Origin of the sequence: Paenibacillus wuxiensis (assembly GCF_040195695.1) — a bacterium.
Lineage (GTDB): Bacteria > Bacillota > Bacilli > Paenibacillales > Paenibacillaceae > Paenibacillus_B > Paenibacillus_B suaedae.
The window spans coordinates 234,011-260,436 of sequence record NZ_JBEFZI010000010.1 but is presented as its reverse complement, the minus strand read 5'-3'; the positions used below and the strand labels follow the sequence as shown (position 1 = coordinate 260,436).

Genomic DNA, 26,426 nt, shown 5'->3' with positions numbered 1-26,426 from the left:
TGCATTATAAGCGTATGTGATTATGAGTTATTATTTCTTTCCCAACATTCTGCATGCTTCAGTCCTGGAACAGAATCTGCATAGAAGACTGGCTCCTCGCCACGCTTACGCTGACCCATATAATCTTTCAAAGCCGCAAATGCCACTTTACCAAGCAGCATAATGGAAATGAGATTAATAAACGCCATGAAGCCCATGAACAAGTCTGCCAAATTCCATACTAGGGTCATCTTCGCAACAGAACCGAAGAGAACCATCGCTATGACACCTAGTCGATAGGCAAGCATCCAACCCTTTTTCTTCGTAATGAATTCGATGTTGCTTTGACCGTAATAGTAGTTTCCAATCAGCGAAGTAAATGCGAATAAAAAGACAGCTAAGCCAATAAAAATGTGCGCCCAATCTCCAACCTGAGCCGCAAGCGCATGTTGAGTCAATCGAATGCCGTTCTGCTCGCCCGTCGTTGAAATCCCGGAGAACAGGATAATGAACGCTGTTGACGAACAAACAAGCAATGTATCGACGAATACCCCAAACGACTGGATCAAACCTTGCTTGACTGGATGACTAACATGGGCTGTCGCCGCCGCATTGGGAGCACTACCCATTCCGGCCTCGTTCGAGAACAGACCGCGTTTAATCCCGTTCATCACCGCTGCGCCTACGCCGCCAGCCAGCGCCTCTCCAAATCCAAAGGCATTTTGAATAATAGAAGCAAACACGCCCGGAATTTCTCTAAAATTCACGAACATGACGAACAAGGCAATCGCTATATAGGCTAGCGCCATGATCGGAACTACAGTCGCAGAAACCTTAGCAACCCGCTGAACCCCACCGAATATCGTCGGGATGACAAGAACTGCCAAGATAACCCCCATCCAAATCGGATCCAAGTTAAATATATCCTGGAATGCAGCACTTGCTGTGTTGGCCTGTACAGAATTAAAAACGAATCCGAAACTGAAAATAATGAGGACTGCAAAAATAATGCCTAGCCAGCGTGCGTTCAACGCCCGTTCCATATAGTAAGCTGGGCCGCCTCTGAAATCCTTGCCATCGCGCACTTTATACACTTGTGCCAATGTGGATTCGACGAACCCCGAAGCCGCGCCAATAATGGCAATCATCCACATCCAGAATACAGCGCCAGGGCCACCTAACGAAATGGCAATAGCGACTCCGGCCAAATTCCCCGTACCAACACGCGAGGCCGTACTCATTGCGAATGCCTGGAAGGAGGAAACGCCTTGTTTCTCACCGGAAGACTTTCCTTTATCCCGCCCCAACATAAGACGGAATGTTTCTTTAATCGCGGAAAGCTGCACGAAGCCTGTTCGGAATGAAAAATATAATCCTGCTGTTATCAGGACAAATATAAGCATCAAATACCACAAATCATTAAACTTTCCGATCCAATCCTGAATTTGATCGATCAATATATCGCACCTCTCTTATTGTCTAGTCCTGTTGCACGCTATATGTTAACTTTGCTAACACGTACTATCTGATTGTAGCCTAAATCGCAGGCAATGGCAAAATGTTTTTTATCATTTTTCAATTTGTGATAAAATTTACCTTTTCGTTATTCGACACAAACCGATTTTTATGTCGAATCGTTGCATTATCTACTTACTTTTCACCGAAAATCATGTACAATAGGAATGTTATGTAAACGTTTCTAGCTTATTTTACCTTTGTGTCGTTAAGGAGGAATCCTTGAATTATGACGAAATCAAACGATCGCCACTGGACGTGGATGCTCATGCGAGGACCAAATCGGCCAGTTATTCAATACAGTATTCCAACTGTTGTGGTTAAACTTGTCATGTTTATTGTCATTGGCGGGATTAGCGCATTACTTTTATCGTTAGTCATTCAACGATTTACCATGCATGATATTGTTGCTCGTCATGAACAATTACAGCTTGAACTGCAGGAGAAGAATCAACTGTTAGCAGAGATGGACAAGCAATTATCCATTATTACCGCTTCTTCCAACGATATGAAACAGAAAATGGACAGAATCTCACAATGGGAACAGCAATTGCAATCCTATTTACAAGTCCCATCTGGCGCTAACCCTCCAAAGAATAGCAAGCTATCACCTGGCACGGGTAAGCCCAATTCTATGTCAACCAAGCGCGACACGGCATCCTTGCCTTTGCCGCTAGGTGGTGAGTATATTATGCTTCCTGCATCTAAGTTGTCGACGCTTCGTTCTGCCGCTACAGAAGTGAACAGCAGCGACCAAAAGCCTGTCTCACCACTTGAAGCATGGGAGAACGCGAATAAGCAGCTCCATCATATGAATAAGAAGTGGCAGGATTGGGAGCGAACAATGCCTCCTCTATTAAAGAATGCCGAAGCCTTCCAGCAGCAGTTGAACGCTACTCCAACCTTATGGCCAACAGGTAGCACACGAATCACCTCTCTTTTCGGAGAACGCAGTGATCCGTTTCAACGCAATGAAGCATTCCATGCTGGATTAGATATAGGCGGAGATACAGGCGATCCGGTCTACGCTACTGCCGAAGGGGTCGTCATTGATTCCGACAGGGATGAGCTGAAGGGGAATTATATCATCGTGAATCATGGCAGCGGACTTACTACACGTTACTTGCACCTAAGCGAGAGAGTTGTGGCCAGCGGAGATTCGGTGAAAAAAGGGACACTAATTGGCAAAATCGGTACAACAGGTCGGAGCACAGGACCTCATCTACATTTCGAAATTCGTAAGAACGGACAGCCTATTGATCCAATGACTTATGTAAACACTCCTGAATAAGATTTTTATATAAGAAAGGAGCACGATATGTTCGCCAAATCCTCTGGCAAAAAAATTAGCGGAACCGACACCTTAATTGGACAGGCTACTACATTTGAAGGAAAGCTTGTATGCGAAACTGACCTACGGATCGAGGGAACCATTACTGGTGATGTTCATTGCAGTCAGAACGTAATTATTGGAGAGTCGGGCAAAGCCTATTCCCATATTCAAGCTTCCAGCCTAGTTATCGCAGGGTTCATGCAAGGTGATGTCAACGTCACAGAAAGTGTCATCATCGAGAGCTCTGGCAGATTGGAAGGCAATGTATTGTGCCAATCCTTCATTATCAAAGAAGGCGGCAAATTTAATGGAAACAGCAAAATGCAGCAAAATGTTCCCTCACTAACCAATGCTCCTATCGCTGAGGTTACTAACTCGTCTGACACATGAACGAGATCATTGAATTAGAAACTTGGATACAGACAAAAAAAAACACCCACATGCGCCACTGCTGCATGTGGGTGTTCTTGTATCATACGATAACAAGATAGCTTCTTATATTTCGATTAGTGCTTACGCCCTGGAATCTGACCCGTACGCTCATATTCAGCGACGATATGGTCGATTTCCTTCTTCAACTCAGAGACAAGCTCTGCCTCCGGTACTTTACGAATCATTTCTCCGTAGCGGAACAACAGCCCTTCACCACGAGCTCCAGCGATGCCGATATCCGCTTCACGAGCCTCGCCCGGACCGTTTACCGCACAACCAAGCACCGATACCTTAATTGGAACTTTCACTTTGGAGATATACTCCTCTACTTCGTTCGCAATCGAGAATAAATCGATGTCAAGTCGACCGCATGTTGGACATGATACAAGTGTAGCTGCATTAGAAATCAAGCCGAAACACTTCAGCATCTCACGCGCAACCTTCACTTCTTCTACTGGATCCGCACTCAAGCTGACACGAACCGTCGAGCCAATTCCAAGTGATAACAAGGCTCCGAGCCCTGCCGCACTCTTAATCGTCCCTGAGAACAGTGTTCCAGCTTCTGTAATCCCTAAGTGAAGCGGGTACGGAATTACCTCAGCAGCCTTTGTATAAGCAGCGATGGCCATAGGCACATCTGATGCCTTCAACGAGACAATAATATCGTGGAAATCAAGTTCTTCTAAGATTCCGATATGGAATAGGGCACTTTCGACCATCGCCTCTGGCGTTGGATATCCATACTTCTCGAGCAGGTGGTTCTCCAGCGATCCTGCATTAACACCGATTCGAATCGGAATGCCGCGCTCTTTGCACGCCTTCACGACTGCTTCCACTTTCTCACGGCGCCCAATATTGCCCGGATTGATCCGAACCTTGTCAATACCGTTCTCAATCGCCTTCAAAGCGAGCCTGTAGTCAAAGTGAATGTCAGCAACGAGCGGAATCGAGATACGCTTCTTAATCTCCTTAATCGCATCCGCTGCTTCCTCATTGTTGACCGTAACCCGAACAAGCTGGCATCCAGCTTCTTCAAGTCGATGAATTTCCGCAACAGTGGCTTCTACATCTGCCGTCTTCGTCGTGCACATGCTCTGAATGACAACCTCATTGTTGCCGCCAATCGTTACATCGCCCACTTTTACAGCTCTAGTCTGATGTCGCAAATACATGATACATTCTCTCCCATGTCGGAAACGGACGGAAAAGCGCCTATTAGGCGCTTTCCTCTTGTTTCTTATCTGTCGTCAGTTCCGGAATCATTCGTTCTTTTACTACTTGCTCCGTAATGACACATGTTGTTACATCATCGCGCGATGGCACTTCATACATCACGTCAAGCATAATGCCCTCGATGATGGCACGCAATCCACGCGCTCCAGTGTTGCGCTTGATCGCTTCGCGAGCAATGGCTTCCAGTGCACCAGACTCGAAGTCAAGCTTCACATTGTCCATCTCAAGCAATTTCTGGTACTGCTTCGTCAGCGCATTCTTCGGCTCACTCAAGATACGAACCAATGTATGCTCATCAAGCGGCTCCAACGTCGAGATGACTGGAAGACGCCCAACAAATTCAGGAATAAGTCCGAATTTCAGCAAATCCTCCGGAAGTGTCATCGTCAAGTATTCGCCAGGCTTCAAATCCTTCTGACCACCATCAGCATTGAAGCCAATAATTTTCTTCCCTACACGACGCTTGATAATTTGCTCGAGTCCGTCAAACGCACCGCCGCAAATGAACAAGATGTTCGTCGTATCAATTTGAATAAATTCTTGGTGAGGATGCTTACGGCCACCTTGCGGTGGAACAGAAGCAACGGTTCCTTCCAAAATTTTCAGCAATGCCTGCTGTACCCCTTCGCCAGATACATCGCGTGTAATCGAAGGATTCTCGGATTTGCGAGCTACTTTATCGATTTCATCGATGTAAATAATACCGCGTTCCGCCTTCTCTACGTCATAGTCTGCCGCTTGGATCAGCTTCAGCAGAATATTTTCAACATCTTCGCCCACATAACCTGCTTCTGTAAGCGATGTGGCATCCGCAATTGCGAATGGCACGTTCAAGATTTTAGCCATGGTCTGCGCCAAGAGTGTCTTACCGGAACCAGTAGGCCCCACAAGCAAGATGTTACTCTTCTGCAGCTCAACATCCTCAATCTTGTTCTGGGTGTTAATCCGTTTGTAGTGGTTATATACCGCTACGGACAACGACTTTTTCGCTATTTCTTGACCAATGACATATTGATCCAGAATCGCACGAATTTCCTTCGGCTTCGGTATATCCTTCAGATCAACTTCCTCTTCGTGACCGAGCTCTTCCTCTACAATCTCATTGCACAGCTCGATGCACTCGTCACATATATATACGCCAGGACCGGCAACCAACTTGCGTACTTGCTCCTGCGACTTGCCGCAGAACGAGCACTTCAATTGCCCCTTCTCATCATTAAATTTAAACAATCGGTGTCCCCCCTTACTTGAGCCCCGGGCTTGCCGGATGTAAAACTTGGTCAACAAGACCGTATTCTTTCGCTTCATCAGCGCTCATGAAGTTGTCACGATCCGTATCGCGTTCAATCTTCTCAATCGGCTGACCTGTGCGATCCACATATATTTGGTTCAGCTTATGTCTTGTCTTCAAGATCCAGTCCGCATGAATCTTAATGTCGGACGCTTGACCGCGCACGCCACCCAGCGGCTGGTGAATCATGATCTCACTGTTCGGCAGAGCAATACGCTTGCCTGGCGCCCCAGCCGTCAGCAAGAGCGAACCCATACTTGCAGCCAAGCCTACGCAGATTGTAGATACGTCAGGTTTGATATGCTGCATCGTATCGTAAATTGCCATGCCGGCCGTAACTGAACCGCCCGGTGAGTTGATATACAAGAAAATGTCCTTCTCTGGATCATCTGCTTGAAGGAACAACAACTGCGCAATGACGCTGTTCGCTACGTCATCATCGATGGCGCTGCCCAGAAAGATAATGCGATCTTTCAGCAGACGCGAGTAAATATCATAAGAGCGTTCGCCGCGATTTGTCTGTTCGATGACCATCGGGATTAAATTCATGGTACCGACCTCTTTTCTTTACATAGCTTTACATTTCTATTCTAACATTTTCTGAACGTGGTGTCATTTTTACACCGATTACCATTATTCTATGTGCGGCAAATGCCCGTAATCCCTGCAAATAAGCTCTATATTCGTGACTTCTCGCGGGTCGGAATCGCCTAATATGTTACATACTGATTATGTACACCCAATTGCTGGGTGGTGAAACGTTATGTAGTAAATCAAGAACTTACAATCCAGCAAACTTTCACCAGACAGGTGGTAAAAAATAAGGCACGCCCTTAAAAAGTAACGTGCCTTATCCTGTTACGCCGCTCTCACATGCATGATGCAGTTGCAGCCGATATGCAATTAATTCTTGCTGTTGTCCACAATGAACTTAACTGTTTTGCGAAGAGCTGCCTCTTCACGCAAGTTTTCAATCGTGCCGTTCTTCTCCAAGATGGAGCGGATTTCGTCCGCAGAACGTTGGTAAGAAGCTGCCATTTTATCAAGCTCTTCTTGCAGCTCTTCTTCGGAAATTGTGATGTTCTCTTCTTTCGCGATTTGCTCAAGAACGAGGTTGTTTTTCACACGCTTGTCAGCCTCTTGTTGCATTTGCTCGCGCAAGTCTGCAATCGTTTGGCCAGACAATGTCAAGAACATATCCATGTTCATGCCTTGCATGCGAAGACGGTTGTCCAAGTCTTTAACCATGTGCTGAATTTCAGTCTCGATCATCGCACGTGGAATTTCTACTTCTGCATTTGCAGATGCTTTTTCAACGAGCTCAGCTTCACGAGCTGCTTCCAGTTCGCGTCCTTTGCGCTCTTTCAACTGTTTTGTAAGATCAGCTTTGTACTCATCCAAAGTTTCGAACTCGCTAACATCTTTAGCGAACTCATCATCAAGCTGTGGAAGCTGCTTGCGCTTGATTTCATGAACTTTCACTTTGAATGTTGCAGGCTTGCCAGCCAAGTTCTCTGCATGGTAGTGCTCAGGGAATGTAACTTCAACATCTTTGAAGTCGCCTGTTCCAAGGCCAACCAATTGATCTTCGAATCCAGGAATGAACGTGTTAGAGCCAAGCTCCAATGTGTAGCGCTCGCCTTTGCCGCCTTCAAATGCTTCGCCATCAACGAATCCTTCGAAGTCCATAACAACGCTGTCGCCTTTTTGTGCTGTTTCTTCGTCAACGATAACGAGTTCAGCATGACGCTCTTGCAGACGCTTCAATTCAGCGTCAAGCTCTTCTTCAGTAACTTCAGCTTCCTTAGCTTCCACTTCAAGACCTTTGTAGTCGCCAAGCTTCACTTCAGGTTTAACTGTTACTTTTGCTTTGAACTTGAACGTTTTGCCTTTTGCAAATTGTTCAACTTCGATTTCCGGCTGATCAACCGGTTGGATGTTTGTTTCTTTTACAGCTTGTGTGTAAACTTCGCCCAAGATGATGTCAATCGCATCTTGATACAAGCTTTCAACACCATATTTTGCTTCGAAAATTGGGCGAGGTACGCGACCTTTGCGGAAGCCAGGAACGTTAACACGCTTGGACACTTTTTTGAATGCCAAGTCCAATCCTTCTGCTACGCGATCTTCATTAACCTCTACTTCCAATACCCCAATGTTCTTCTCTATTTTTTCCCAAGTTGCTTTCATTTTATGCCTTCCCCTCCAAAAAAAGATCATGGCTAGAGTGTACCTAACATAACACGTCCAGAATAACCATTTTAGTATAGCCGACTACGATAACTTTTTCAAGGAGGGCGTCATTCCCACATTCGGCCTTCTACGAAAGCGCTATCGACCGTTCATTGCTTAGCCTCAGATCCTATGACTGTACGCGCAATGATCGATTTAAGGATCGGAGCGCTAGCTCATATTGCACACGCAGTTCATTCGTGATACCGTACAGCTGCTTCACTTCCACTTCTTCGTCGACACGCAGCATTCGAGCCACGATGAAATGCAGCGCCGCCGCCCAAGCGTTCGAATCCTCTTGCCCATGCCCGCACAACTGTTCATAGGATGGAGAACCGTATATATGCTTCAAATACTGCTGCCATATCTCCTGAGCAAAATAAGCGAGAGAAGGCTCTCTTACAGAAGCAGCCTCGTTCACACGCACCGCTGGTGCCTTGGCGGCCTCTGGGAACCCCGAATTATCAAGCGGAGTATCCTCTATTTGTACGACCAGCGACTCCTGCCCGCGAGGGAAGCGGATTTCTCCATGCATTCCCCGTCTCTTCATAACTTGAAGAATTCCGAATTGAAGCAAGGAGTTAAGGTTCTCCTCTTTGAGCAGTTTAGCCAAAGCTTCATCAACACCCGGATCTTCTGCTGCTGCAAGCTGCTCAAGAATAAGGAGCTTGCGGTCATCCATCTCTCCCTCTACAAGGGTAGCAAACAATCGCTCTGTATATTGTCCGTCCGCATTCAGCTTCTGCTGGAATTGGCGTCGCAGGATATCTTGTTCGGTCTCTTCAGTCTCCTCTTCCGGTGTGGACTCCGGCCAACTGGCTATTCCCTCAGCCATATTCAAATCACGAGCAGCACGTTCTGCCTCCGGGAACGCCGACACGAGCCATTGCAGCAGCGCGTCCCACTCTTCCCGAATCCGTTCGTCCTCACCATCACATGTCAGCAGGAATTGAAGAAGGGCAATTGCTTCGCCGTAACGCTCAGATTCCAGCATCCGTGTCAGCTCAATTTGGTAGTAATCATGAGTTTTCGGAAACAGGATGACATTATTCTTTGCCGGCTCTTTGTAATCTTCTGTCATACGAACACCTGCTTTCTGTACTGCGCCTATGTATTACGATAATCTCTCCTATGTATGCAGCTCGTTCTCCCTCAATTAGGTGAGCTTCTTATATGATGCATTATATCATATTCACTCTTTATCCTGCGCGGTCACCATATGTGCTTTCCTGATACTCGAACTGTAAAAGATATGTAAATTAATATTTTTTCATTTTCCTATTGCTAAGAGTCAATTTCTTTGATACAATCATTTATGTTCTAAATTTAACTTATTCATGTCCCAGTAGCTCAGCTGGATAGAGCAACGGCCTTCTAAGCCGTCGGTCGGGGGTTCGAATCCCTCCTGGGACGCCATTCATTTGCTTACTAATATACATGAACATGCCTCACAGAACCTTTTATTGGTTGGTGAGGCTTTTTTTCCCACTCACATCGATCCCAGAATACCTCTGCATGAGAGGCTCTGCTTATCGCAGAGCCTTGTATAATTGCCGCCCTCTTTTGATACAGAACTTACTTATTTACTTATTTACTTATTGTGAAACTCCCAATGGTTCTTCTCGCCTGGATGCTTGAAGTTTTTCGATAGTACGGCATCCGCATGTTTCTTCTGATGGGCATATTTATTGCCCTTGTTTTGCTTGAATTGCTCTGACATCGTTTCTCACCTCCCTTCATCGTTCCTTGATCATTTCTTTCCACGAAGCCGATGATAAGAAAGCGAACCATTTCCGCTGCATGATAACGGATAGCATTACGTGTCTAATTGAAACAACTCATCCACCGCTGCTCGAACTTCTGTGGAACCTAAGACAGCATCAACAATCGAATCGCGATCACTGCAGCTGATTTCGTTATTGCTTATAATGAATTCCTCCGCAGCAATTTCCTCGAAGGCGTTATGCAAATTGTTGTCATACCAATCTGCTTCATAATGCGCATCATTGTGCAGCAGGCGAACAATTTCATAGCCGCCATTACGTACAGGGGCGACATATGCCAGCAGCGGTGTCTGCTTCTCATCATCCGGGATGAGGCCAATCTCGGCGCACAACCGCCCTTCGATTTCTACAGGACGACGAAATTTTGCAGCTTTAAATTCCATTATGGTCATCTCTCCTCACTTCAACATTTGCTCCACAAATCGCTTTGTTTCAGAAGTCCCGATTGCGTATATGTAGGCATATACTCTGTTCAAGTGGAGCTGATAAGGGACGTTAATCCTATCATTCGTTTGGTTCGTCACTAACATGATGTTATCCCACATTCCATCTGTCTCAGCGTCATCCACTTCATTCAGCAGCCTTTGCAGCTTGTCCCTCTCTGCCTCATTCGCGTAGACAACGAATTCATAATTCCCTGCATCTTGTTCTGCCACAACAGAACGCTGCTGCACGGATACATAATAAGGTTGTCGCTCCATTCAGCCCCTCCTTTTCTCCTTGGAGCCAATGCTTCTTTTAGTCCTGCTTTTCATGCAGCTTTAGTTCTGCTTATATGTGAAGCTTTTTTTATCATCTCCCGATGGACATACATCTTATGCCGATTTGCGCATACCCATGGTATTATCTCAATCTTCCAGCATGCCGGTGCTCGTTCTTCCGGATGGACAGATTGGTGCGGAAAGGATGAACGTAACATGTGTGGAATTACAGGATGGATTGACTGGAACCGTGATTTGACCCAATGTTCTGGCGTTGTCGAACAAATGACCGCAACATTATCCTCTCGTGGGCCGGATGCGAAGGGAACATGGTTAACCAGTTCATGTGCGCTGGGGCACCGGCGCTTATCTGTCATTGATCCCGCGAATGGCGCCCAGCCGATGATTCGGCACACGGAGCAAGGGGTGTTTGCCATTGTATATAATGGCGAACTGTACAATATGATGGAATTAAGAACGGAATTAATCAGCCGCGGGCATTCATTTGTCACGCAGTGTGATACGGAAGTGCTGCTTGTTGCCTATTTGGAGTGGAAAGAGGCTTGTGTTGAACGATTTAACGGTATCTTTTCCTTTGCAATATGGGATGAAACGGAAAGACATCTGTTCATAGCTCGTGATCGGCTCGGGGTGAAGCCATTGTTCTATTCACAGGGCGAGGGCTGGTTCGCATTCGGTTCTGAGCCTAAATCATTGCTTGCTCACCCGGACATCGAACCGGTTATCGGGCTGGAGGGAGCCGCTGAATTATGGATGATTGGTCCCGCTCGAACCCCGGGACACGGTATATACCAAGCGCTATCAGAACTGCGGCCAGGCCACACCTTGAAGTACAGTCCGGATGGTCTTAGAATTCATTGCTACTGGAAGCTGGAGAGCATCCCGCATGAAGAGGACGCCGAGCAGACAGCTAGACATGTGCGTGAGCTGCTGGAGGATACCGTTAAGCGGCAGCTCATCTCTGATGTACCCGTCTGCACCTTGTTATCTGGCGGGCTGGACTCCAGTGCGCTGACGGCCCTTACCGTTCAACATTACGAGCGGCATAATCTTGGCCAAGTGCATACGTACTCGGTCGATTATGTTGATAACGATCTGTACTTCCAATCCCATGCATTTCAGCCCAATGCCGATGAGCCCTGGATTTACCGTATGGTGGAGGAACTTGGCACAACCCATCATTGGATCAAATTCGATACCCCTGAGCTTGTCGCCTCCCTAGAACAGGCTGTGAAGGTTCGTGATTTGCCAGGCATGACCGATATTGATGGTTCTCTCCTCTTATTCTGTAAGGAAATCAAGCAAGGCGCCACTGTCGCTCTCTCCGGCGAGGCGGCCGATGAAGTATTCGGCGGATATCCTTGGTTCCATCGAGAAGATGCCCTGAATGCCGGTACCTTCCCGTGGGCACTAGCTACCCCACTGCGTTCCAGCCTCCTGAAGCCTGAAGTCGCTTCCTTGCTTCGCGCAGAGCAGTACGTAGCCGATCGGTATGCAGATGCCGTTCGCGAAGTCCCTGTGCTGCCTGGCGAAGATGCACAAGCCGCCAAGATGCGGGTCATGTCCTATCTCAATATTACCCGCTTCATGCCTACCTTGCTGGATCGCAAGGACAGAATGAGCATGGGGGTAGGATTAGAAGTTCGTGTACCTTATACAGACCACCGCCTCGTCCAGTATGTATTCAACATTCCATGGAGCATTAAGACATATGGTGGGCGAGAGAAGGGTCTGCTTCGCAAAGCACTTGAAGGCGTATTGCCGGAAGATGTGCTGTACCGCAAGAAGAGCCCTTATCCGAAAACCCACAATCCGAACTACTTGAATACCGTTCGTCGTCTTGCATTGGAGCGGCTGGATGACACATCATCCCCACTCCATCAATTTGTGAATGTGGAGCGAATCCGCAGTATCGCAGCCTCCGAGGAAGCGAGCTCGAACTTTCCTTGGTTCGGTCAACTGATGTCCGGCCCTCAATTATTTGCTTATTTGCTTCAAATGGACACTTGGCTGCGAGAATACCGCATTCGTGTAGCATGGTAACCTGAAACCTGAAGCCCACAAGAGCTCCTTCATCCAATAAAAAGAAGACACACGGGATACGCAGCAGCGTATCCCGTGTGTCTTTGTTTTTTATGGCTTCTTATTTGACAGCAGCAGGCTGACTTGCACGGATCGCCTGATCCAAATCAAATAATATATCGTCAATGGATTCCGTACCGATAGATAAACGAATAAGTCCTGGATTTACACCTGCAGCAATTTGCTCATCTTCACTCAATTGCTGATGCGTTGTGCTGGCAGGATGGATAATGAGCGACTTCGAATCACCAACATTCGCAAGATGAGAGAAGAGCTTGACGTGATTGATCACTTGGCGTCCTGCTTCGATTCCGCCCTTAATCTCAAATGTTAAGATGGCACCCTGGCCCTTCGGCAAATACTTCTGTGCAAGCTCATAAGATGAATGGCTTGACAAACCACTGTAGCTGACCGACTGTACACCTTCATGTGCTTCAAGGAACTGAGCAACCTTCAATGCATTCTCACTATGGCGCTCCATACGCAGGTGAAGCGTCTCTAGCCCTTGAAGAAGCAGGAATGCGTTGAATGGAGAAATGGCAGCACCCATATCGCGCAGCAATTGCACACGGGCCTTAATAATGTATGCGATTGATCCAACAGCATCCGTATATACAACCCCATGATAGCTAGGATCCGGTTCTGTCAATCCCGGGAACTTATCATTGGCAGCCCAATCGAACTTGCCTCCATCTACGATTACCCCGCCAATCGAGGTGCCATGACCGCCAATGAACTTCGTTGCGGAATGAACTACAATATCCGCACCATGCTCAAGGGGGCGAAGCAGGAATGGGCTTGGGAATGTATTGTCTACGATGAGCGGAATACCATGATCATGTGCGATATCGGCTACTGCCTCAATATCGAGAACATCGCCCCTAGGGTTGCCGATGACCTCCGCATACAGCGCCTTCGTCTTGCTCGTAATCGCCTTGCGGAAGTTTTCCGGATCGCTGGAATCAACGAACCTAACCGTAATGCCGAGCTTCGCTAATGTTGTTGAGAACAGATTATACGTTCCGCCATACAGACTCGTCGCAGAGACAATCTCATCCCCTGCTCCCGCGATATTCAATATAGCGTACGTAATCGCAGCCTGACCAGAGGCAGTGGCCAGCGCCGCTGCACCGCCTTCCAAGGCAGCGACTCGCTTCTCAAACACATCTGTTGTAGGATTCATCAACCGTGTATAAATGTTGCCAAATTCCTTCAGAGCAAATAAGTCCGCAGCATGATCAGTATCCTTGAACGCGTAAGACGTTGTCTGATACAGCGGAACCGCGCGGGACAACGTAGTCGGGTCAACCTCCTGTCCTGCATGCACAGCTAAAGTTTCCAATCCGAATTCACGTGGATCTTTACTCATCTTCAACCAATCCTCCTTCGCCTTATTGCACATTATTTTCTCATATTTTTCCGTTGTTGGAAAGTATAAATCCTGAGTATTTTGATATGAAAAAAAGGACAACTTAACTAACTATGTAGTCAGGTGCCCTCCGATGCTTGTTATCCCGTTGTAAATAGGTTAAAAATGCTTCTGTGCGTTTGTTCTCTACAAGAGGAACATACATTATGCAGCTATGTAACATGCAGTAATCAGGATTCAGCATGCGGATCAAGATGCATCTTGCGGCTACCCGCTATACTTCCGCTTGCTCCGCCTTCATCACTTCAAGCAGCTTGCGAATCGCGTTGCCGCGATGGCTAATGCTCTGCTTCTGCTCTGGAGACAGCTCCGCCATCGTCTTGCCGTATGCAGGAACATAGAAGAGCGGATCGTAGCCAAATCCATGCTCTCCACGCGCTTCATCAATGATGAATCCATCACATGTGCCCGTGACATCGACATACCGCTTCTCTGCTGGATCATACAGCACGAGGCAGCAGACGAATTGAGCCGCACTCCGTACATGCTCTGCTACTTCTCCCAGCTCCTCATATTCTGTACGAGATTTCGGCAGCTTCTCCAATTCTTCGAGAAGCTTGGCATTGTTCGCCTTCGTATCGCCATGCCCACCAGCATATCGTGCAGAATACACGCCGGGGGCACCCTCTAAGCGATCCACACAAAGTCCTGAATCATCAGCAAGAACAGGAAGTTGAATCGCTTCAGCGACTTCCTGCGCCTTCTTCAGCGCGTTTGCCTTGAATGTATCTCCGTCTTCTACTACTTCAGGCAATTGCGGATAGTCTGCCATGCTGAGCACACGCTTGCCAAGCGAGGCGAAAGCAAGCTGAAATTCCTTCAGCTTGCCTTGGTTGCTCGTCGCAATAATGATCGTATCACTTGCTAGATGCATGACCGGCTGCCTCCCCACGCTCCAATGCTGCCCGTGCAGCGATCTTGTCTGCAATCGGGCCGAGTGCTTCCTTCTGCATCTCAACAAGCTCCAAGATCCCTTTCTCCGCGCTAGCAAGGAGTTGGTTAAGCTCTTCACGTGAGAACGGACTCTCTTCCCCCGTACCTTGTACTTCAACGAACTTGCCTTGTCCTGTCATCACAACATTCATATCGACCTTCGCTGAAGAATCTTCTTCGTAATTCAAGTCAAGAAGCGTATTTCCTTGAATGACACCAACGCTAACCGATGCAAGGAAATCTGTAATCGGGTATTTATTCAATGAATGCTGGTTCGCCACTTTATGAATCGCCATTGCCATCGCAATAAAGGAACCGGTGATGGAAGTGGTTCGTGTACCACCATCAGCCTGAATAACGTCGCAATCAAGCGTAATTGTTCTCTCACCTAATGCATGCAAATCAACAACCGAGCGTAGAGCCCGACCAATCAGCCGTTGAATTTCCATCGTACGACCGGTTAACTTGCCCCGGTTCGCTTCACGCTGGTTGCGTGTCTGCGTTGCACGTGGGAGCATCGAATACTCTGCTGTAATCCAGCCCTTGCCTTGCCCCTTCATAAAAGGAGGAACTTTCTCGTCAACCGTAGCCGTGCACAGCACCTTCGTGTCGCCTACTTCGATGAATACAGATCCTTCTGCGTACTTGTTTGTGTTTGTTCGAATCGTAACCGGGCGGAGTTCATCCGCCTTGCGTCCGTTGCTTCTCATTTAATAGTGCCTCCTACATTTCCACTGTCGTCCGTAAAAAGTAACATCCCCTATTCTACCAAAGAGCTTGGCGAAAAGCATCTATCCTTTCCAAGCCATATTTACAACAGGCCGCGTGACCGGCTCCGAATAGTTTATCTTGTCTGTTCCTTGAATATCCATATTGCCGTTTATTTTCAACTGAACCTTCTTCACACCTTGCCGTTCAGTAAGCGATAGAACAACCGCCTTCACCAATTCTGCTGGAACTTGATCCCCTTTTTCGAACATCGTATCAGCGAGATCCACTGTTAGTGTATCGCCATTAGACGTAATATCATTAATTTTCGTTTCTTTGGTCATGACCATGTTCATCGCTTTCTTATTCAACGGCCCGGATATCATCTGTTCCAGTGTTGCTCTCACTGAATCCGATGATGGCTCAACCAGTCTAGTCACAGGAATAAAATAGGCCTTCCCCTCTTCACTGTAACTGGAAAAATACAACGTAACCGGCATGGAGCGCAGATAATTGACCGACAAATCCTTCTCTAAATTAATTCCTAATTGTCTGGAAAGCGGCGTATCCATTGGGGTGTGGTCTACTGGCATCTCAGACAGCTTCTTAGAATCCATCCATAATTGCACCTGATCTACATTCGGCAGAGAAGTAAGCGTCCACGTGATAGACTCCATCACCTTACGCTCATCGTTCTTGTCGTAAGTGGCAAACTCCTTCGATAATTCCACAAATGCAGTCCTCTGCTCCGGCTTGAGCGTTACCTTCAAGCTCGTCCCCTTCGGCAGCGTGGCCGTAAAGCCTGGAGGCAGCATTCCCTTATGCACCCCGTCCTTCACCAGCATCTCCAGTGACGCCTGCGCCACTACCGCCGGATCCTCGGAAGTCCATTGATACGATATTGGAGCCAAGTAGCCATGGCGATCCTGTGCATATATCGTCATATTCGCTTGCTGCTGCGCTGCATCCATTGGATTAACAGTTAATTCGCTCTTACCATCTGCTGCAGTCATCATCTTAGCCTCAACATCTGCTGGCGGCGGATCGATCGCACCGCTCGTGCCATTGCAAGCTGTTAATAGCAAGGGCAGCGTCAGTACTGCTGCCAGTACACCTTGTCGGAAATATTGTGTCCGCACCATAGGCGAAGCAACCTCCTCTATGCATCTATCGTGTGATCAGCGGGAGCCTGTCTATTATGTAAAGCGGCATAAGGCGTCCCTTCGTCATACACCTATATATACGAGAGGGCTGTCCAAAACATGACGAGGTTTCTATATTGCAACGAGAAAATACAAGAGAAAGAGAGTAAGGAAAGCAGGGATTGGGTATATCATTGTCGTATACTTTCCTCATGCAATGGTGCAAAATGATAGGTATAGGAATGATGACAAGAGATAGAGGTGACTTCCGTGACAGATCATAAACATACTGCCAAGGCGTATAGCCTAGACAGTGAGAAAGTCGAAGCTGAGACACGCGAGTGGCTGCGCAAACGGGGAGTTCGCGTAGAAGAAATTGCAGAGTTGGTCATGTTCTTGCAACAAAAATATTTCCCTGAATTGACAATCGACTATTGTATCTACAATGTGGAGCAGGTGCTGCGAAAGCGCGAAGTTCAAAATGCGGTTCTGACCGGTATCCAGCTTGATATCATGGCAGAAGAGGGCAAGCTCACACCTGCGCTGCAGGAAATGATTGAGAATGACGAGGGACTGTACGGTGTGGATGAAATTCTAGCCTTCTCCATTGTTAATGTATATGGAAGCATCGGATTCACCAATTACGGATATGTCGATAAACTGAAGCCAGGAGTCTTGGAACGATTAAACAATAAGGATAGCGGGCAGATCCATACGTTCCTTGATGATATCGTAGGCGCCATTGCCGCTGCGGCAAGCAGTCGAATTGCTCACCGCAAGCAGGCGGAACGCGAGCAAGAAATGCAATCTTTGTAGTTTATGATGACTTCCACAGCATGAACTCGCCAGCAGCAGAAGTAGTCATCGCTAAGCCGCGCCGTTGAAGTTCGACGAGATGAGCTAGAGTCTCGCCCATTGCAAAGCGGAATTGGTGCACAGTTAGACGTTCCAGCGTACCGAAGCTGGCACAGCACAGCTCGTAGGCTGTCATCGGCTTGTGGAGCACGTCCTGCATCTCCTGCAGACGTGCTTCATGATGCTGGATTAACTCTTCCGCACGACTCCTGAAATGTTGGAATGGATGCCGATGCCCTGGAAGCGCCAGTTCTACATCCAGAGCAGCAAGACGCTCAAGCCCGATGAGGAAGGACTGCAGTGGCTCGGGATCACTATTCGGCATGAAGCTGACATTCGGCGTTATTTGCGGCAGAACGTGATCACCGCACAATATTATGCGCTCTTCCGCATGATAGAAACTCATCTGGCCTGGAGCGTGCCCTCCTGTCTCAAGTGCCTGCCAAGCATCATCCCCTAGCGTCACCAAATCTCCATCCCTAATGAACGATATTTCGGGCAGCGGGGTTACCTGGGGAATGAAGCTATCCATATGAACTCCGATGGATTCCACTACCGCTATCGGCGCCCCATGCTTACGGTACAACTGCTGCATGTCCACAGTCATAGGAGATCTCCCATCCCACAGTCTCTCAACGTGATTCCAGCCTATTTCCGACAACCATACGGGTAAGGACAACTGCTGCTGAAGCCAGCCGGCAATCCCGCTATGATCTGGATGGTAATGCGTCAGCACAATGGAAGCCGTGTTGCCAGCATGAATGTCCATTTCCCCCATTAAGCTGACCCATGCACTCTCTGTCTCATTGTTACGAAGCCCCGGATCAATGATAGTCCAGCCTGCTGAGCCATGAAGCAAATAGGTATTCACCCACCGAAGTGAGTTAGGGAGCGGCATTCTGGCTACATAAATATTCGCATTCACCTGCTGCAACTTCATTACTTGTTCCCCCTCATCCACAGATTGAGTCACATTTAATCATCTATACCGGTCTAATGCACCCATGTTATCGCTGCCAATTGCTAGTTCGGACTTACTCCGGACGTGTTCCAACCATGATGAGTCGAGAAGAAACGGCTTCATTGTATAAGGAACCATCATACCCACCATATACCTTCTCCATTTGCAACCCTGCCTCTTCAATCATATGATGGAAATCGCCTAATTCATACAGTCTAACACGCTCCTCATAATGGCGCTGTTCCCCTGTGCCCTCATCCGTCAATGTAATTTCCTTCTTCACGAATCCATTCTCAATATGCCGCTTCTCTTGAATCCATGTCCCTTTATCTTGGCGCTCAGATACTGGAACCAGATGCTGCATAACATAGCTCGGATTTAAGAAGTCTATAATAAATTGCCCGCCCGGCCGGAGCACCCGATGAATTTCATGGAATACCTGGCCGTTGTCTTCATCTGCTTGGAAATATCCAAAAGACGTAAATAAATTCACAACGGCATCAAACGCCCCCTCCACTGGCAGCTCTCTCATGTCCCCTGCCAAGAAGGTTACGACATGCTCTTCATCCAACTTCGCCGCCTCTCGTAGAAGCACCTCAGACAAATCTACTCCTGTCACCTTGTACCCAGCTTCCGCGAGCGCCAGTGAGTGCCTGCCCATCCCACAGCATAGATCCAGCACAGAGGCTGCTTCGGGCAGCTCCAGCCACTTCATCATCCGATGCACTTCTTGTGCGGCCCCTTGAAAATCACGATGTTTATATACAACCAAATAGTCGCGACCGAAACTCCGCTCGTACCATTCTTTCATACCTGTCACCTCAATTTATTTCTCCATTTCATTGTATCGAGTTAGGATCTAAAAGCAATGTTTCCTACAGCATTACCTATTTCTATTATGTAAAAGGACCGCCCAACAGATAAGTGACTATCTGCCAGGGCAGTCCCTTTCCTATAACCTAAACCAGTTCATCTATCATTGAATCTACTTGTGGATTTCGTTTCCGTTTACTTCACTTTCCCTTGATTTCATTCTTCTTGCTCCCTACAGGATTGACTTCCGTCAACAATACTTGCAGCTGGTCGAATGAGAAGGCACTATTGTCCTTCTCTTCAACGAAACCGCCGAAATTCGGCGAGGAGGAACGCTGCACGGCAAATGCATACATTCTCCGCTTCAATTGCTCCGCAAGTCCATGCTCATTCTTCAGCTGGAGGATCCGAACAGCAAGCGCATAAACTGATGGAGATTCAAAGGTTTCTCGGACACTCCCATCCTCTGCGTATACACTCGGGATCTTCCCTTTGTGGAGGCTCCATTCCTGTTTCAGAAATCGGATTGTCGCACTTACATCCTCGCCTTCTTCCGCCAAGTACAACGCAGTGTATAAGGAATCGATCATATTGATGGATCCCGTTGAGGAATAACCTTGATCAGGTGTCCAGTACGTCTTGAACAACCCGTTCCCAAGCGAGCCCTTCTTCATTAGCTGCAAACTGTTATTCCGAACCGTCTCCCACTTCTTATCGAACACAGCCAGCATTCCCATCGTATGAATATCCATATAGGAGATCGTTGCACGGTCTGAGCGGGATTTATACTTCCAATCATAATGGTCGAACATGTAGTCCTTGCTCACATTGCCATCCAACAGCGTCTTGCTGATTTCCTTCGCGATCCGTCTTGCTTCCTCGACCCCCCATAATTGATCCGCATCGAGCAGTGCCCGAGCAATACGCAGATCATCGACCGCCGCATTAACGTCAGTCTGTTCATGCTTAGGGGAGTAGCGCCAGCGGACGTAGCCTTTCTCAGCTAATAGACGCCGCTGCAAGAACGCGAGCTGATTATCGAACAGGTTACGATTGTTCATCTGTACTGCATACAACATCATCAGCCCTGTTGATTCTGAGAGCATCTGATGATTGGCTGCTTGATGCTCTGACTCGGGCAAGTCGTCACGCAAATTCGTAAAGATTCCGCCATCGCTGCTCATCATGTGTTTCGCGACAAACAACAGGAGCGGCGATTGCTGCTCCGTTAGCTGCAGAGGAACAGCAGCAACCTGTTTCGTGTCTGAATACCACATATCCGCAGCAACCCATATTAATACAATGAATAAGGCGCCCCCTATGATTTTTACACCTATCGATCGATTTCTCTTCAAATTCATTGGAGATGGCTCCTCCCTTAGTTTCCGTTATTTCCTTCTCCGCTGAATCGCTCTCCATATAAGTACAGTGATTGCAAATAGCGCACTCCAAAGACAGCCTCTATCTCAAATCGAACCCAGATCTGATCGTCAGTACGGAACGATTTGCATTCCAAGGAGATGGCATTATATGAATGCATCCATCCTTCTCAGGATGCCATACTTTCCCCGCTAGTGTCCACCCTACGGCGGGCCGGTGAAGATAAAATGCTTGTCCTGCTGCTGGGCAAACTGGAACTCCGACGCCTTCACGGCAAAATAGGCAACACGGCTTCCCGGCAATTGACGCAAGTTGTCACACCATGAACCAAACGTAATTTTTAGGATGTGCTTGTTGAACACAAAAAAACCTGAGAACAAATGAGCGTACAGCACATTTGTTCTCAGGTTTACATCAGCATGAATGGCTATAGAGACAATCTTACTTCTTGGCCAAGCTTCGCCGATTCATAAATCGCATTTAGTATGCGGATCATGTCTACACCCTGTTCTGGTGTGAATATCGGATCAGCTTTTCCTAATATCACATCGACAAAGTGATCCACATTCTCCTTATGTCCTGATCCGTCTGTAAATCCTTCCGGCTTCATGTTCATATGCTTGCCAGCTGCAACTGTGAACATCTGAAGCTCATTATCATGCAGGCTGAAGCCAGCTTGTGTCCCGCGCAGCTCCACGAACGATTGTTCCTTCTCGATATGTGAAGCCCAGCTTACTTCCAGCTGGAGCGTCGCCCCATTGTCAAAGCGAATGAATCCAGTTGCCAAATCTTCCACATTGAACGTATCCCGACTCCCTGATGGAGCAGCCTTATCCATGAAATGGCCGTATGTCGCTCCTGATACTGCAACTGGCTTCGGATTGCCCATCAGCCAGATGGCCAAGTCGATCATATGCACACCCAAATCGATCAGAGGCCCTCCTCCAGATTTGGATTTGGTTGTGAACCAGCCTCCTGCACCTGGAATGCCATATCTGCGCACCCAGCCGCATCTTCCCGTGTATATCTGCCCCATCTGTCCTTCATCAATGTACTGTTTTAGAAATTGAGAACGCGAGCGGAAGCGATTATTCCGCATGACCATCAGCACTTTGCCCGACTTCTCGGCAGCCTGCTGCATACGTACCGCATCTTCTGGATTCGTCGCATCAGGCTTCTCGCAGAATACGTGCAACCCTTTTTCTAAGGCAGCAATCGCAACTGGAGCGTGCAAATAGTTCGGGGAGCAAATATCTACAATATCCAACTCCTCGTGTTCAAGCATCTCCTGCCAGTCTTCATAGACTCGAACCTGACCAATTTGATCCGCAACTTCGCAAGCAGATGGCTTATGCGGATCGCATACAGCGACGATCTGAACATGCGGATTTGAGAGAAATGCAGGCATATGCGCCCCACGGAATATGTTGCCTGTTGAAACAACTCCGACGCGTAATGGTTGTGATTTAAATGATGTCATGTTTATACCCACTCTTTCTTTCAAATTACATTAGGCTGTATGATGATATCTCAACGAAATCCGTGCATGTTGTCTAACTTGTCCCATTAATTCAATGGTTCAAGCGGCTGAGCGTTGCCATACTTCGGATATGTGCGTTCCGACGGCTTAGCCCACTTCACCGCATTGGCGATGACACGACGGATTTGCTCATTGTAATAGGTCGGATATGTCTCATGGCCTGGACGGAAGTAGAAGACTTTGCCCATGCCGCGCTGATAGCAGCAGCCGCTGCGGAATACTTCTCCGCCAGTAAACCAGCTGACGAATACAAGCTCATCCGGTGCCGGAATGTCGAAGTGCTCGCCGTACATTTCTTCCGCTTCAAGCTCAATATACTCCCCAATTCCTTCTGCGATCGGGTGCCCTGGAGCTACGACCCACAACCGTTCCTTGTCGTTCGCTTCACGCCATTTCAAATCACAGCCGGTTCCCATAAGCTTTTTGAAAATTTTCGAGAAATGACCGGAATGAAGTACAATTAGCCCCATCCCGTGGAGCACGCGTTGATAGACACGCTCTACAATCGCCTCGTCCACCTCTTCGTGTGCCTTATGCCCCCACCAAATCAATACGTCTGTCTCATTCAATACTTCCTCAGTCAACCCATGTTCAGGCATATCGAGCGTTGCATAGCGCACATGAAACTCCTGACCCAGTCCCTCGCCGATCGCTGTATGAATCCCTTGCGGATAAATATCAGATACGGTCTTGTTGTGTTGTTCATGTCTGTATTCATTCCAGATCGTTACGTTTTGTTTTGTCATCGCTGCATGCTCCTTTGTCCATTCATATAGATAAGCTCATTACTGATATCATCTTATTTAGTCATCTTATTTAGAAAAGCAATCGCACCTTCCATTCATCCATCGATGCACGAGAACGAGGAAGATGCGATGCCTATATCACGTTACTTGGCGTGCATGATTTGAGGCCTAGACCCACCACATCTCGCCAATCGGTTCCTTCATTAAGATCGGCTTCAAATTCTCAACAGCTTTCGTGAAGCCCTCATCGACGGACATCAATCCATCCTCATGCTCTATGCTCACAACATAGTCATAACCGACAAGGCGAAGGGCACTAATTATATCAGCCCACGTCTTCGTATCATGACCATAACCAACAGTGCGGAACTGCCAAGCGCGATCCAACATCATCGTATAAGACTGCATATCTGTTATCCCGTGCTTATGGATGTTCACAGGATCAATGGTCGTATCCTTGGCATGGAAGTGATGAATGGCATTCGCCTGCCCCAGAATACGGATTGCCTGTACCGGATCTATGCCTTGCCACCACATATGGCTCGGGTCAAGGTTCGCTCCGATTGCCTCGCCTGCCGCTTCGCGGAGACGAAGCATCGTACCTGGCGAGTGAACGGAGAAGCCGCCGTGCAGCTCGAGTCCGATCTTCAAGCCGCGTTCAGTGGCTAACTTGCCCACCTCTGTCCAGTATGGAATAACCTTTTCCTTCCACTGCCAGTCCAGAATTTCCTGATAATCTGTAGGCCATGGTGCCACAGGCCAGTTCGGGTATTTCGCGCCTTCATGGTCACCCGGGCAGCCGGAGAAGCCGTTCACAACTGGCACTTCCAGCTTTGCAGCGAGATCCAGCGTCGCCATGAAATCTTCATGATACTGCTTCGCAATATCCTTCTGTGGGTGAAGCGGATTGCCGTGACAGCTTAGCGCACTAATCGTCAGGCCTCGGGAAGCAACAGCTTCCTTAAATGCCTTAAGCTTCGCCTCACTAGCTAACAGTTCATGCGGGTTGCAATGCTTCGCGCCTGGATACCCGCCAGTCCCTATCTCAACAGCTTCCACACCTTTAGCTGCTACTGTATCCAATGCCTCTTCTAATGGCAATTGTCCGTACAGAACTAAGAATACGCCTAATTTCATGAATGTTCTTTGCCTCCTTCGGTACGATTCATGTGCATTCGTGCTGCTTATTCCGATTAGTCAAAGTAAATTGCTTTGCCTGTGCGCGAGGATTCGTAAATAGCTTCCAAAATCTCAGAAACGACGCACGCTTGTTCCGGCGTAATGATTGGCGTCTTGTCATTTTCAATCGCATCAATCCACATATGCATCTCTACATCTGGCGGATTATCAGAATCACCTTCATAGAAATCAACGCCACTTGCAGTCAAATGGAATTTTTGATCGTACAGTTGGCCGTGTCTTTCCCCGTTAATCGTCAAGCCGTCATTCATATCTGCGCCGCCTTCTGTACCGCATAGCGTGCACTTCGCTTCGATATTGGATGTTACGTTAAGCGCCCAGCTGGATTCCAAAATAACTGTTGCTCCGTTCTTCATCACAATCATCCCGAACGCGGAATCTTCAACCGTGAACTTCGCTGGATCCCATGAACCCCAAGCGTTTGCTGCATTCTCACGGCCGCTCAACTTATGATAAGCCTTGCCAAGCACGATATGCGGCTCGTAGTTGTCCATCATCCACAACGTCATATCCAGCGAGTGTGTACCGATATCGATAAGCGGGCCTCCGCCTTGCTTCTCTTCATCCAGGAACACGCCCCATGTAGGAACCGCGCGGCGACGAATCGCATGCGCTTTGGCGAAATAAATCTCACCCAAGGTGCCCTCTTCACACAGCTTCTTCAAATAGCGGCTGTCACTGCGGAAGCGGTTATTGTAGCCTACTGTAAGCTTCTTGCCTGTACGCTTCGCCACTTCAACCATGCGGCGTGCATCTTCCGCCTTCTTCGCCATTGGCTTCTCACACAATACATGCTTATCGCTCTCCAGCGAAGCAATTGTAATCTCTGCATGGGAATCATTCGGCGTACATACATGAACGATGTCGATGCTCTTATCTTCCAATACAGCCTTATAATCGGTATAGACTTTAGCATCCGGTGTGCCGTACTTTTCCTTCGCCTCAACCGCACGCTCCTCAACAATGTCGCAGAATGCTACCATTTCAACATTTTTCAGCTTGGCCAAGCTAGGCATGTGCTTGGCATTGGCAATGCCGCCGCATCCGATAATCGCAATTTTATATACTTTTGACATGAATCTATTCCTCCCGAGTTTAGATTGATGGTGTAGGTCATGTATTCAACCGTACTATGTGTAGAGGTCGTACCTCTTGAAGTTTTCTCTTGAAGTCTTCTATTAAAGTCCGAGATTGTCCTTAATCCATTGACGGCTTCCGCGCACGCTATCAAGTGGTGCACGCTGACAATCATCCTGCTCTACGATAAGCCATTCCGTTCCTGCTTCTCGAGCAGCTTGAGCTACACCCACTAAATCGAGTTCACCCTGACCAAGCTCCATTGTCATTGGCTTGCCGTCTCCATCATATTTGAGATCCTTATAATGAATGAACGGAACACGACCTGAATATTGAGCGATTACTTCCAACGGGTTGAAACCACCATGCTTCACCCAACAAACATCCAGTTCCGCGAAGAGACTGTCTTCAGGCAGCTTGCCGAACAGCAAATCAAAAACCGTCTCCCGCCCAATCTTAGCTTCAAATTCATATCCATGATTGTGATAGCCCAGCTTAATTCCATGCGCTGCAAGTCGCTCTGCAACAGCTGCAAGCGCGCGAACCGACTCTTCCAAGATGTCTTCATCGGCTTCGTGCAGCTTCGGAATTCCCGGACAAATAATGTTCCGGTTGCCAATGGCAAGATTCATTTCAATTTGCTCATCTAGGTGTTCAGTCAATTGCTCGATGCTGACATGAGACCCGGCCGCCTTCAAATTCAGGCGCTTCAGTTCACCTGCTAATTTCTCCGGCGCCAATCCGCCGTAGCCGGCAAATTCTACACCTTCATAGCCCATAGCCGCCACTTGCTCCAGTGTTCCGATAAAGTCTTTTTGCATCTCATCGCGCAATGTATAAAGCTGTACTCCAATTTTCAATGGATCCACCTCATTTTGTATAAATCGTTATGAACGATTATGATATCGGCTTACTTTTTGAAAAGGTTTTCAATGAACTGATTTCATTGTGCCACATTGCTTTCGGGGTGTGAATGAAGGATATCCTTTTAACATGAACAATCTTGCTATCTTTGCTATACTCTTTGTAAAGAGCGTAG

General features: G+C 47.7%; 26 protein-coding genes and 1 tRNA gene. 5 read left to right on the top strand and 22 right to left on the bottom strand.

The window, feature by feature from the left end:
- Positions 1-20 precede the first annotated feature (20 nt).
- Positions 21-1,436 (bottom strand): alanine/glycine:cation symporter family protein, encoded by a 1,416-nt coding sequence (locus ABN764_RS23490; protein WP_021252333.1) that lies wholly within the window; start codon positions 1,434-1,436, stop codon positions 21-23.
- Positions 1,437-1,723: 287 nt separating this feature from the next.
- Here ABN764_RS23490 and ABN764_RS23485 point away from each other — a divergent pair, with 287 nt between their 5' ends.
- Both ABN764_RS23485 and ABN764_RS23480 read left to right on the top strand, forming a co-directional pair.
- Positions 1,724-2,785 (top strand): M23 family metallopeptidase, encoded by a 1,062-nt coding sequence (locus tag ABN764_RS23485; RefSeq protein ID WP_268627299.1) that lies wholly within the window; start codon positions 1,724-1,726, stop codon positions 2,783-2,785.
- A gap of 27 nt (positions 2,786-2,812) precedes the next feature.
- A complete protein-coding gene (locus ABN764_RS23480; RefSeq protein WP_268627300.1) occupies positions 2,813-3,217 on the top strand; it encodes a bactofilin family protein in 405 nt (134 codons plus the stop codon).
- A 116-nt stretch (positions 3,218-3,333) separates the two neighbouring features.
- Here the strand turns inward: ABN764_RS23480 and ispG are convergent, their stop codons facing one another.
- From ispG to ABN764_RS23455, 5 genes are all read right to left on the bottom strand, one after another.
- Positions 3,334-4,431 carry a flavodoxin-dependent (E)-4-hydroxy-3-methylbut-2-enyl-diphosphate synthase gene (ispG, locus tag ABN764_RS23475; RefSeq protein WP_021252336.1) on the bottom strand — a complete coding sequence of 366 codons (1,098 nt, stop codon included), beginning with the start codon at positions 4,429-4,431 and terminating at the stop codon, positions 3,334-3,336.
- Between the two features lie 43 nt (positions 4,432-4,474).
- Positions 4,475-5,722, bottom strand: a complete 1,248-nt coding sequence (clpX, locus tag ABN764_RS23470) for an ATP-dependent protease ATP-binding subunit ClpX (protein WP_021252337.1) — start codon at positions 5,720-5,722, stop codon at positions 4,475-4,477.
- Positions 5,723-5,735: 13 nt separating this feature from the next.
- Complete coding sequence (gene clpP, locus ABN764_RS23465) at positions 5,736-6,332, bottom strand: ATP-dependent Clp endopeptidase proteolytic subunit ClpP (protein WP_021252338.1); 597 nt, start codon at positions 6,330-6,332, stop codon at positions 5,736-5,738.
- A 354-nt stretch (positions 6,333-6,686) separates the two neighbouring features.
- Positions 6,687-7,973 (bottom strand): trigger factor, encoded by a 1,287-nt coding sequence (tig, locus tag ABN764_RS23460; RefSeq protein WP_065292018.1) that lies wholly within the window; start codon positions 7,971-7,973, stop codon positions 6,687-6,689.
- 172 nt (positions 7,974-8,145) lie between these two features.
- Positions 8,146-9,096 carry a hypothetical protein gene (locus ABN764_RS23455; protein WP_268627301.1) on the bottom strand — a complete coding sequence of 317 codons (951 nt, stop codon included), beginning with the start codon at positions 9,094-9,096 and terminating at the stop codon, positions 8,146-8,148.
- Between the two features lie 258 nt (positions 9,097-9,354).
- Between ABN764_RS23455 and ABN764_RS23450 the strand changes: the two genes are divergently transcribed.
- A tRNA-Arg gene (locus ABN764_RS23450) sits at positions 9,355-9,431 on the top strand.
- Between the two features lie 175 nt (positions 9,432-9,606).
- On the opposite strand, the gene ABN764_RS23445 is transcribed toward ABN764_RS23450, so the two are convergent.
- The 3 genes from ABN764_RS23445 to ABN764_RS23435 all read right to left on the bottom strand — a co-directional run bounded on the left by ABN764_RS23445 (position 9,607) and on the right by ABN764_RS23435 (position 10,500).
- Positions 9,607-9,735, bottom strand: a complete 129-nt coding sequence (locus ABN764_RS23445; protein ID WP_260612424.1) for a hypothetical protein — start codon at positions 9,733-9,735, stop codon at positions 9,607-9,609.
- Positions 9,736-9,831: 96 nt separating this feature from the next.
- Positions 9,832-10,182 carry a carboxypeptidase gene (locus ABN764_RS23440; protein WP_315747169.1) on the bottom strand — a complete coding sequence of 117 codons (351 nt, stop codon included), beginning with the start codon at positions 10,180-10,182 and terminating at the stop codon, positions 9,832-9,834.
- Positions 10,183-10,197: 15 nt separating this feature from the next.
- On the bottom strand, positions 10,198-10,500 hold the full coding sequence (locus tag ABN764_RS23435) for a hypothetical protein (protein WP_021259076.1): 303 nt from the start codon (positions 10,498-10,500) through the stop codon (positions 10,198-10,200).
- A gap of 216 nt (positions 10,501-10,716) precedes the next feature.
- On the opposite strand from ABN764_RS23435, the gene asnB reads away from it, so the two are divergent.
- On the top strand, positions 10,717-12,564 hold the full coding sequence (asnB, locus tag ABN764_RS23430; RefSeq protein WP_446673257.1) for an asparagine synthase (glutamine-hydrolyzing): 1,848 nt from the start codon (positions 10,717-10,719) through the stop codon (positions 12,562-12,564).
- A 100-nt stretch (positions 12,565-12,664) separates the two neighbouring features.
- Here asnB and ABN764_RS23425 read toward each other — a convergent pair whose 3' ends face one another.
- The 4 genes from ABN764_RS23425 to ABN764_RS23410 all read right to left on the bottom strand — a co-directional run bounded on the left by ABN764_RS23425 (position 12,665) and on the right by ABN764_RS23410 (position 16,815).
- Complete coding sequence (locus ABN764_RS23425) at positions 12,665-13,972, bottom strand: homocysteine synthase (RefSeq protein ID WP_174808175.1); 1,308 nt, start codon at positions 13,970-13,972, stop codon at positions 12,665-12,667.
- Positions 13,973-14,246: 274 nt separating this feature from the next.
- Positions 14,247-14,906: an XTP/dITP diphosphatase gene (locus tag ABN764_RS23420; RefSeq protein ID WP_446673256.1), complete on the bottom strand. Its 660-nt coding sequence runs from the start codon at positions 14,904-14,906 to the stop codon at positions 14,247-14,249.
- A complete protein-coding gene (gene rph / locus ABN764_RS23415; RefSeq protein WP_021252346.1) occupies positions 14,890-15,675 on the bottom strand; it encodes a ribonuclease PH in 786 nt (261 codons plus the stop codon). The genes ABN764_RS23420 and rph overlap by 17 nt, the downstream gene beginning before the upstream one ends.
- An 81-nt stretch (positions 15,676-15,756) precedes the next feature.
- Positions 15,757-16,815 (bottom strand): GerMN domain-containing protein, encoded by a 1,059-nt coding sequence (locus ABN764_RS23410; RefSeq protein WP_446673255.1) that lies wholly within the window; start codon positions 16,813-16,815, stop codon positions 15,757-15,759.
- A 270-nt stretch (positions 16,816-17,085) separates the two neighbouring features.
- Between ABN764_RS23410 and ABN764_RS23405 the strand changes: the two genes are divergently transcribed.
- A complete protein-coding gene (locus ABN764_RS23405) occupies positions 17,086-17,631 on the top strand; it encodes a phosphatidylglycerophosphatase A family protein (protein ID WP_021252348.1) in 546 nt (181 codons plus the stop codon).
- A 1-nt stretch (position 17,632) separates the two neighbouring features.
- On the opposite strand, the gene ABN764_RS23400 is transcribed toward ABN764_RS23405, so the two are convergent.
- From ABN764_RS23400 to ABN764_RS23360, 9 genes are all read right to left on the bottom strand, one after another.
- The gene (locus tag ABN764_RS23400) at positions 17,633-18,610 is read right to left on the bottom strand and encodes an MBL fold metallo-hydrolase (protein ID WP_446673254.1); all 978 of its coding nucleotides are present in this window, start codon (positions 18,608-18,610) and stop codon (positions 17,633-17,635) included.
- A 94-nt stretch (positions 18,611-18,704) separates the two neighbouring features.
- Positions 18,705-19,442 carry a class I SAM-dependent methyltransferase gene (locus ABN764_RS23395; protein WP_036590195.1) on the bottom strand — a complete coding sequence of 246 codons (738 nt, stop codon included), beginning with the start codon at positions 19,440-19,442 and terminating at the stop codon, positions 18,705-18,707.
- A gap of 202 nt (positions 19,443-19,644) precedes the next feature.
- Complete coding sequence (locus tag ABN764_RS23390) at positions 19,645-20,805, bottom strand: glycosyl hydrolase family 8 (RefSeq protein WP_446673253.1); 1,161 nt, start codon at positions 20,803-20,805, stop codon at positions 19,645-19,647.
- A 222-nt stretch (positions 20,806-21,027) separates the two neighbouring features.
- On the bottom strand, positions 21,028-21,219 hold the full coding sequence (locus ABN764_RS23385) for a hypothetical protein (protein ID WP_446673252.1): 192 nt from the start codon (positions 21,217-21,219) through the stop codon (positions 21,028-21,030).
- A gap of 32 nt (positions 21,220-21,251) precedes the next feature.
- On the bottom strand, positions 21,252-22,304 hold the full coding sequence (locus ABN764_RS23380; protein ID WP_446673251.1) for a Gfo/Idh/MocA family protein: 1,053 nt from the start codon (positions 22,302-22,304) through the stop codon (positions 21,252-21,254).
- An 86-nt stretch (positions 22,305-22,390) separates the two neighbouring features.
- A complete protein-coding gene (locus tag ABN764_RS23375) occupies positions 22,391-23,110 on the bottom strand; it encodes a ThuA domain-containing protein (protein WP_446673250.1) in 720 nt (239 codons plus the stop codon).
- A gap of 168 nt (positions 23,111-23,278) precedes the next feature.
- A complete protein-coding gene (locus ABN764_RS23370) occupies positions 23,279-24,247 on the bottom strand; it encodes a sugar phosphate isomerase/epimerase family protein (RefSeq protein ID WP_021252354.1) in 969 nt (322 codons plus the stop codon).
- A 56-nt stretch (positions 24,248-24,303) separates the two neighbouring features.
- Positions 24,304-25,386, bottom strand: coding sequence for a Gfo/Idh/MocA family protein (locus tag ABN764_RS23365; RefSeq protein ID WP_021252355.1), 1,083 nt, complete (start codon positions 25,384-25,386; stop codon positions 24,304-24,306).
- 102 nt (positions 25,387-25,488) lie between these two features.
- Positions 25,489-26,256: a sugar phosphate isomerase/epimerase family protein gene (locus tag ABN764_RS23360; RefSeq protein WP_090513566.1), complete on the bottom strand. Its 768-nt coding sequence runs from the start codon at positions 26,254-26,256 to the stop codon at positions 25,489-25,491.
- Positions 26,257-26,426 lie beyond the last annotated feature (170 nt).

Excerpts from the sequence above, each read along its gene's own strand:
- ABN764_RS23485 (WP_268627299.1), top strand. The coding sequence starts at position 1,724 with ATGACGAAATCAAACGATCGCCACTGGACGTGGATGCTCATGCGAGGA.
- ABN764_RS23480 (WP_268627300.1), top strand. The coding sequence starts at position 2,813 with ATGTTCGCCAAATCCTCTGGCAAAAAAATTAGCGGAACCGACACCTTA.
- ispG (WP_021252336.1), bottom strand. The coding sequence starts at position 4,431 with ATGTATTTGCGACATCAGACTAGAGCTGTAAAAGTGGGCGATGTAACG.
- clpP (WP_021252338.1), bottom strand. The coding sequence starts at position 6,332 with ATGAATTTAATCCCGATGGTCATCGAACAGACAAATCGCGGCGAACGC.
- tig (WP_065292018.1), bottom strand. The coding sequence starts at position 7,973 with ATGAAAGCAACTTGGGAAAAAATAGAGAAGAACATTGGGGTATTGGAA.
- ABN764_RS23455 (WP_268627301.1), bottom strand. The coding sequence starts at position 9,096 with ATGACAGAAGATTACAAAGAGCCGGCAAAGAATAATGTCATCCTGTTT.
- ABN764_RS23445 (WP_260612424.1), bottom strand. The coding sequence starts at position 9,735 with ATGTCAGAGCAATTCAAGCAAAACAAGGGCAATAAATATGCCCATCAG.
- ABN764_RS23440 (WP_315747169.1), bottom strand. The coding sequence starts at position 10,182 with ATGGAATTTAAAGCTGCAAAATTTCGTCGTCCTGTAGAAATCGAAGGG.
- ABN764_RS23435 (WP_021259076.1), bottom strand. The coding sequence starts at position 10,500 with ATGGAGCGACAACCTTATTATGTATCCGTGCAGCAGCGTTCTGTTGTG.
- asnB (WP_446673257.1), top strand. The coding sequence starts at position 10,717 with ATGTGTGGAATTACAGGATGGATTGACTGGAACCGTGATTTGACCCAA.
- ABN764_RS23425 (WP_174808175.1), bottom strand. The coding sequence starts at position 13,972 with ATGAGTAAAGATCCACGTGAATTCGGATTGGAAACTTTAGCTGTGCAT.
- ABN764_RS23420 (WP_446673256.1), bottom strand. The coding sequence starts at position 14,906 with ATGCATCTAGCAAGTGATACGATCATTATTGCGACGAGCAACCAAGGC.
- rph (WP_021252346.1), bottom strand. The coding sequence starts at position 15,675 with ATGAGAAGCAACGGACGCAAGGCGGATGAACTCCGCCCGGTTACGATT.
- ABN764_RS23410 (WP_446673255.1), bottom strand. The coding sequence starts at position 16,815 with ATGGTGCGGACACAATATTTCCGACAAGGTGTACTGGCAGCAGTACTG.
- ABN764_RS23400 (WP_446673254.1), bottom strand. The coding sequence starts at position 18,610 with ATGAAGTTGCAGCAGGTGAATGCGAATATTTATGTAGCCAGAATGCCG.
- ABN764_RS23395 (WP_036590195.1), bottom strand. The coding sequence starts at position 19,442 with ATGAAAGAATGGTACGAGCGGAGTTTCGGTCGCGACTATTTGGTTGTA.
- ABN764_RS23390 (WP_446673253.1), bottom strand. The coding sequence starts at position 20,805 with ATGAATTTGAAGAGAAATCGATCGATAGGTGTAAAAATCATAGGGGGC.
- ABN764_RS23380 (WP_446673251.1), bottom strand. The coding sequence starts at position 22,304 with ATGACATCATTTAAATCACAACCATTACGCGTCGGAGTTGTTTCAACA.
- ABN764_RS23375 (WP_446673250.1), bottom strand. The coding sequence starts at position 23,110 with ATGACAAAACAAAACGTAACGATCTGGAATGAATACAGACATGAACAA.
- ABN764_RS23370 (WP_021252354.1), bottom strand. The coding sequence starts at position 24,247 with ATGAAATTAGGCGTATTCTTAGTTCTGTACGGACAATTGCCATTAGAA.
- ABN764_RS23365 (WP_021252355.1), bottom strand. The coding sequence starts at position 25,386 with ATGTCAAAAGTATATAAAATTGCGATTATCGGATGCGGCGGCATTGCC.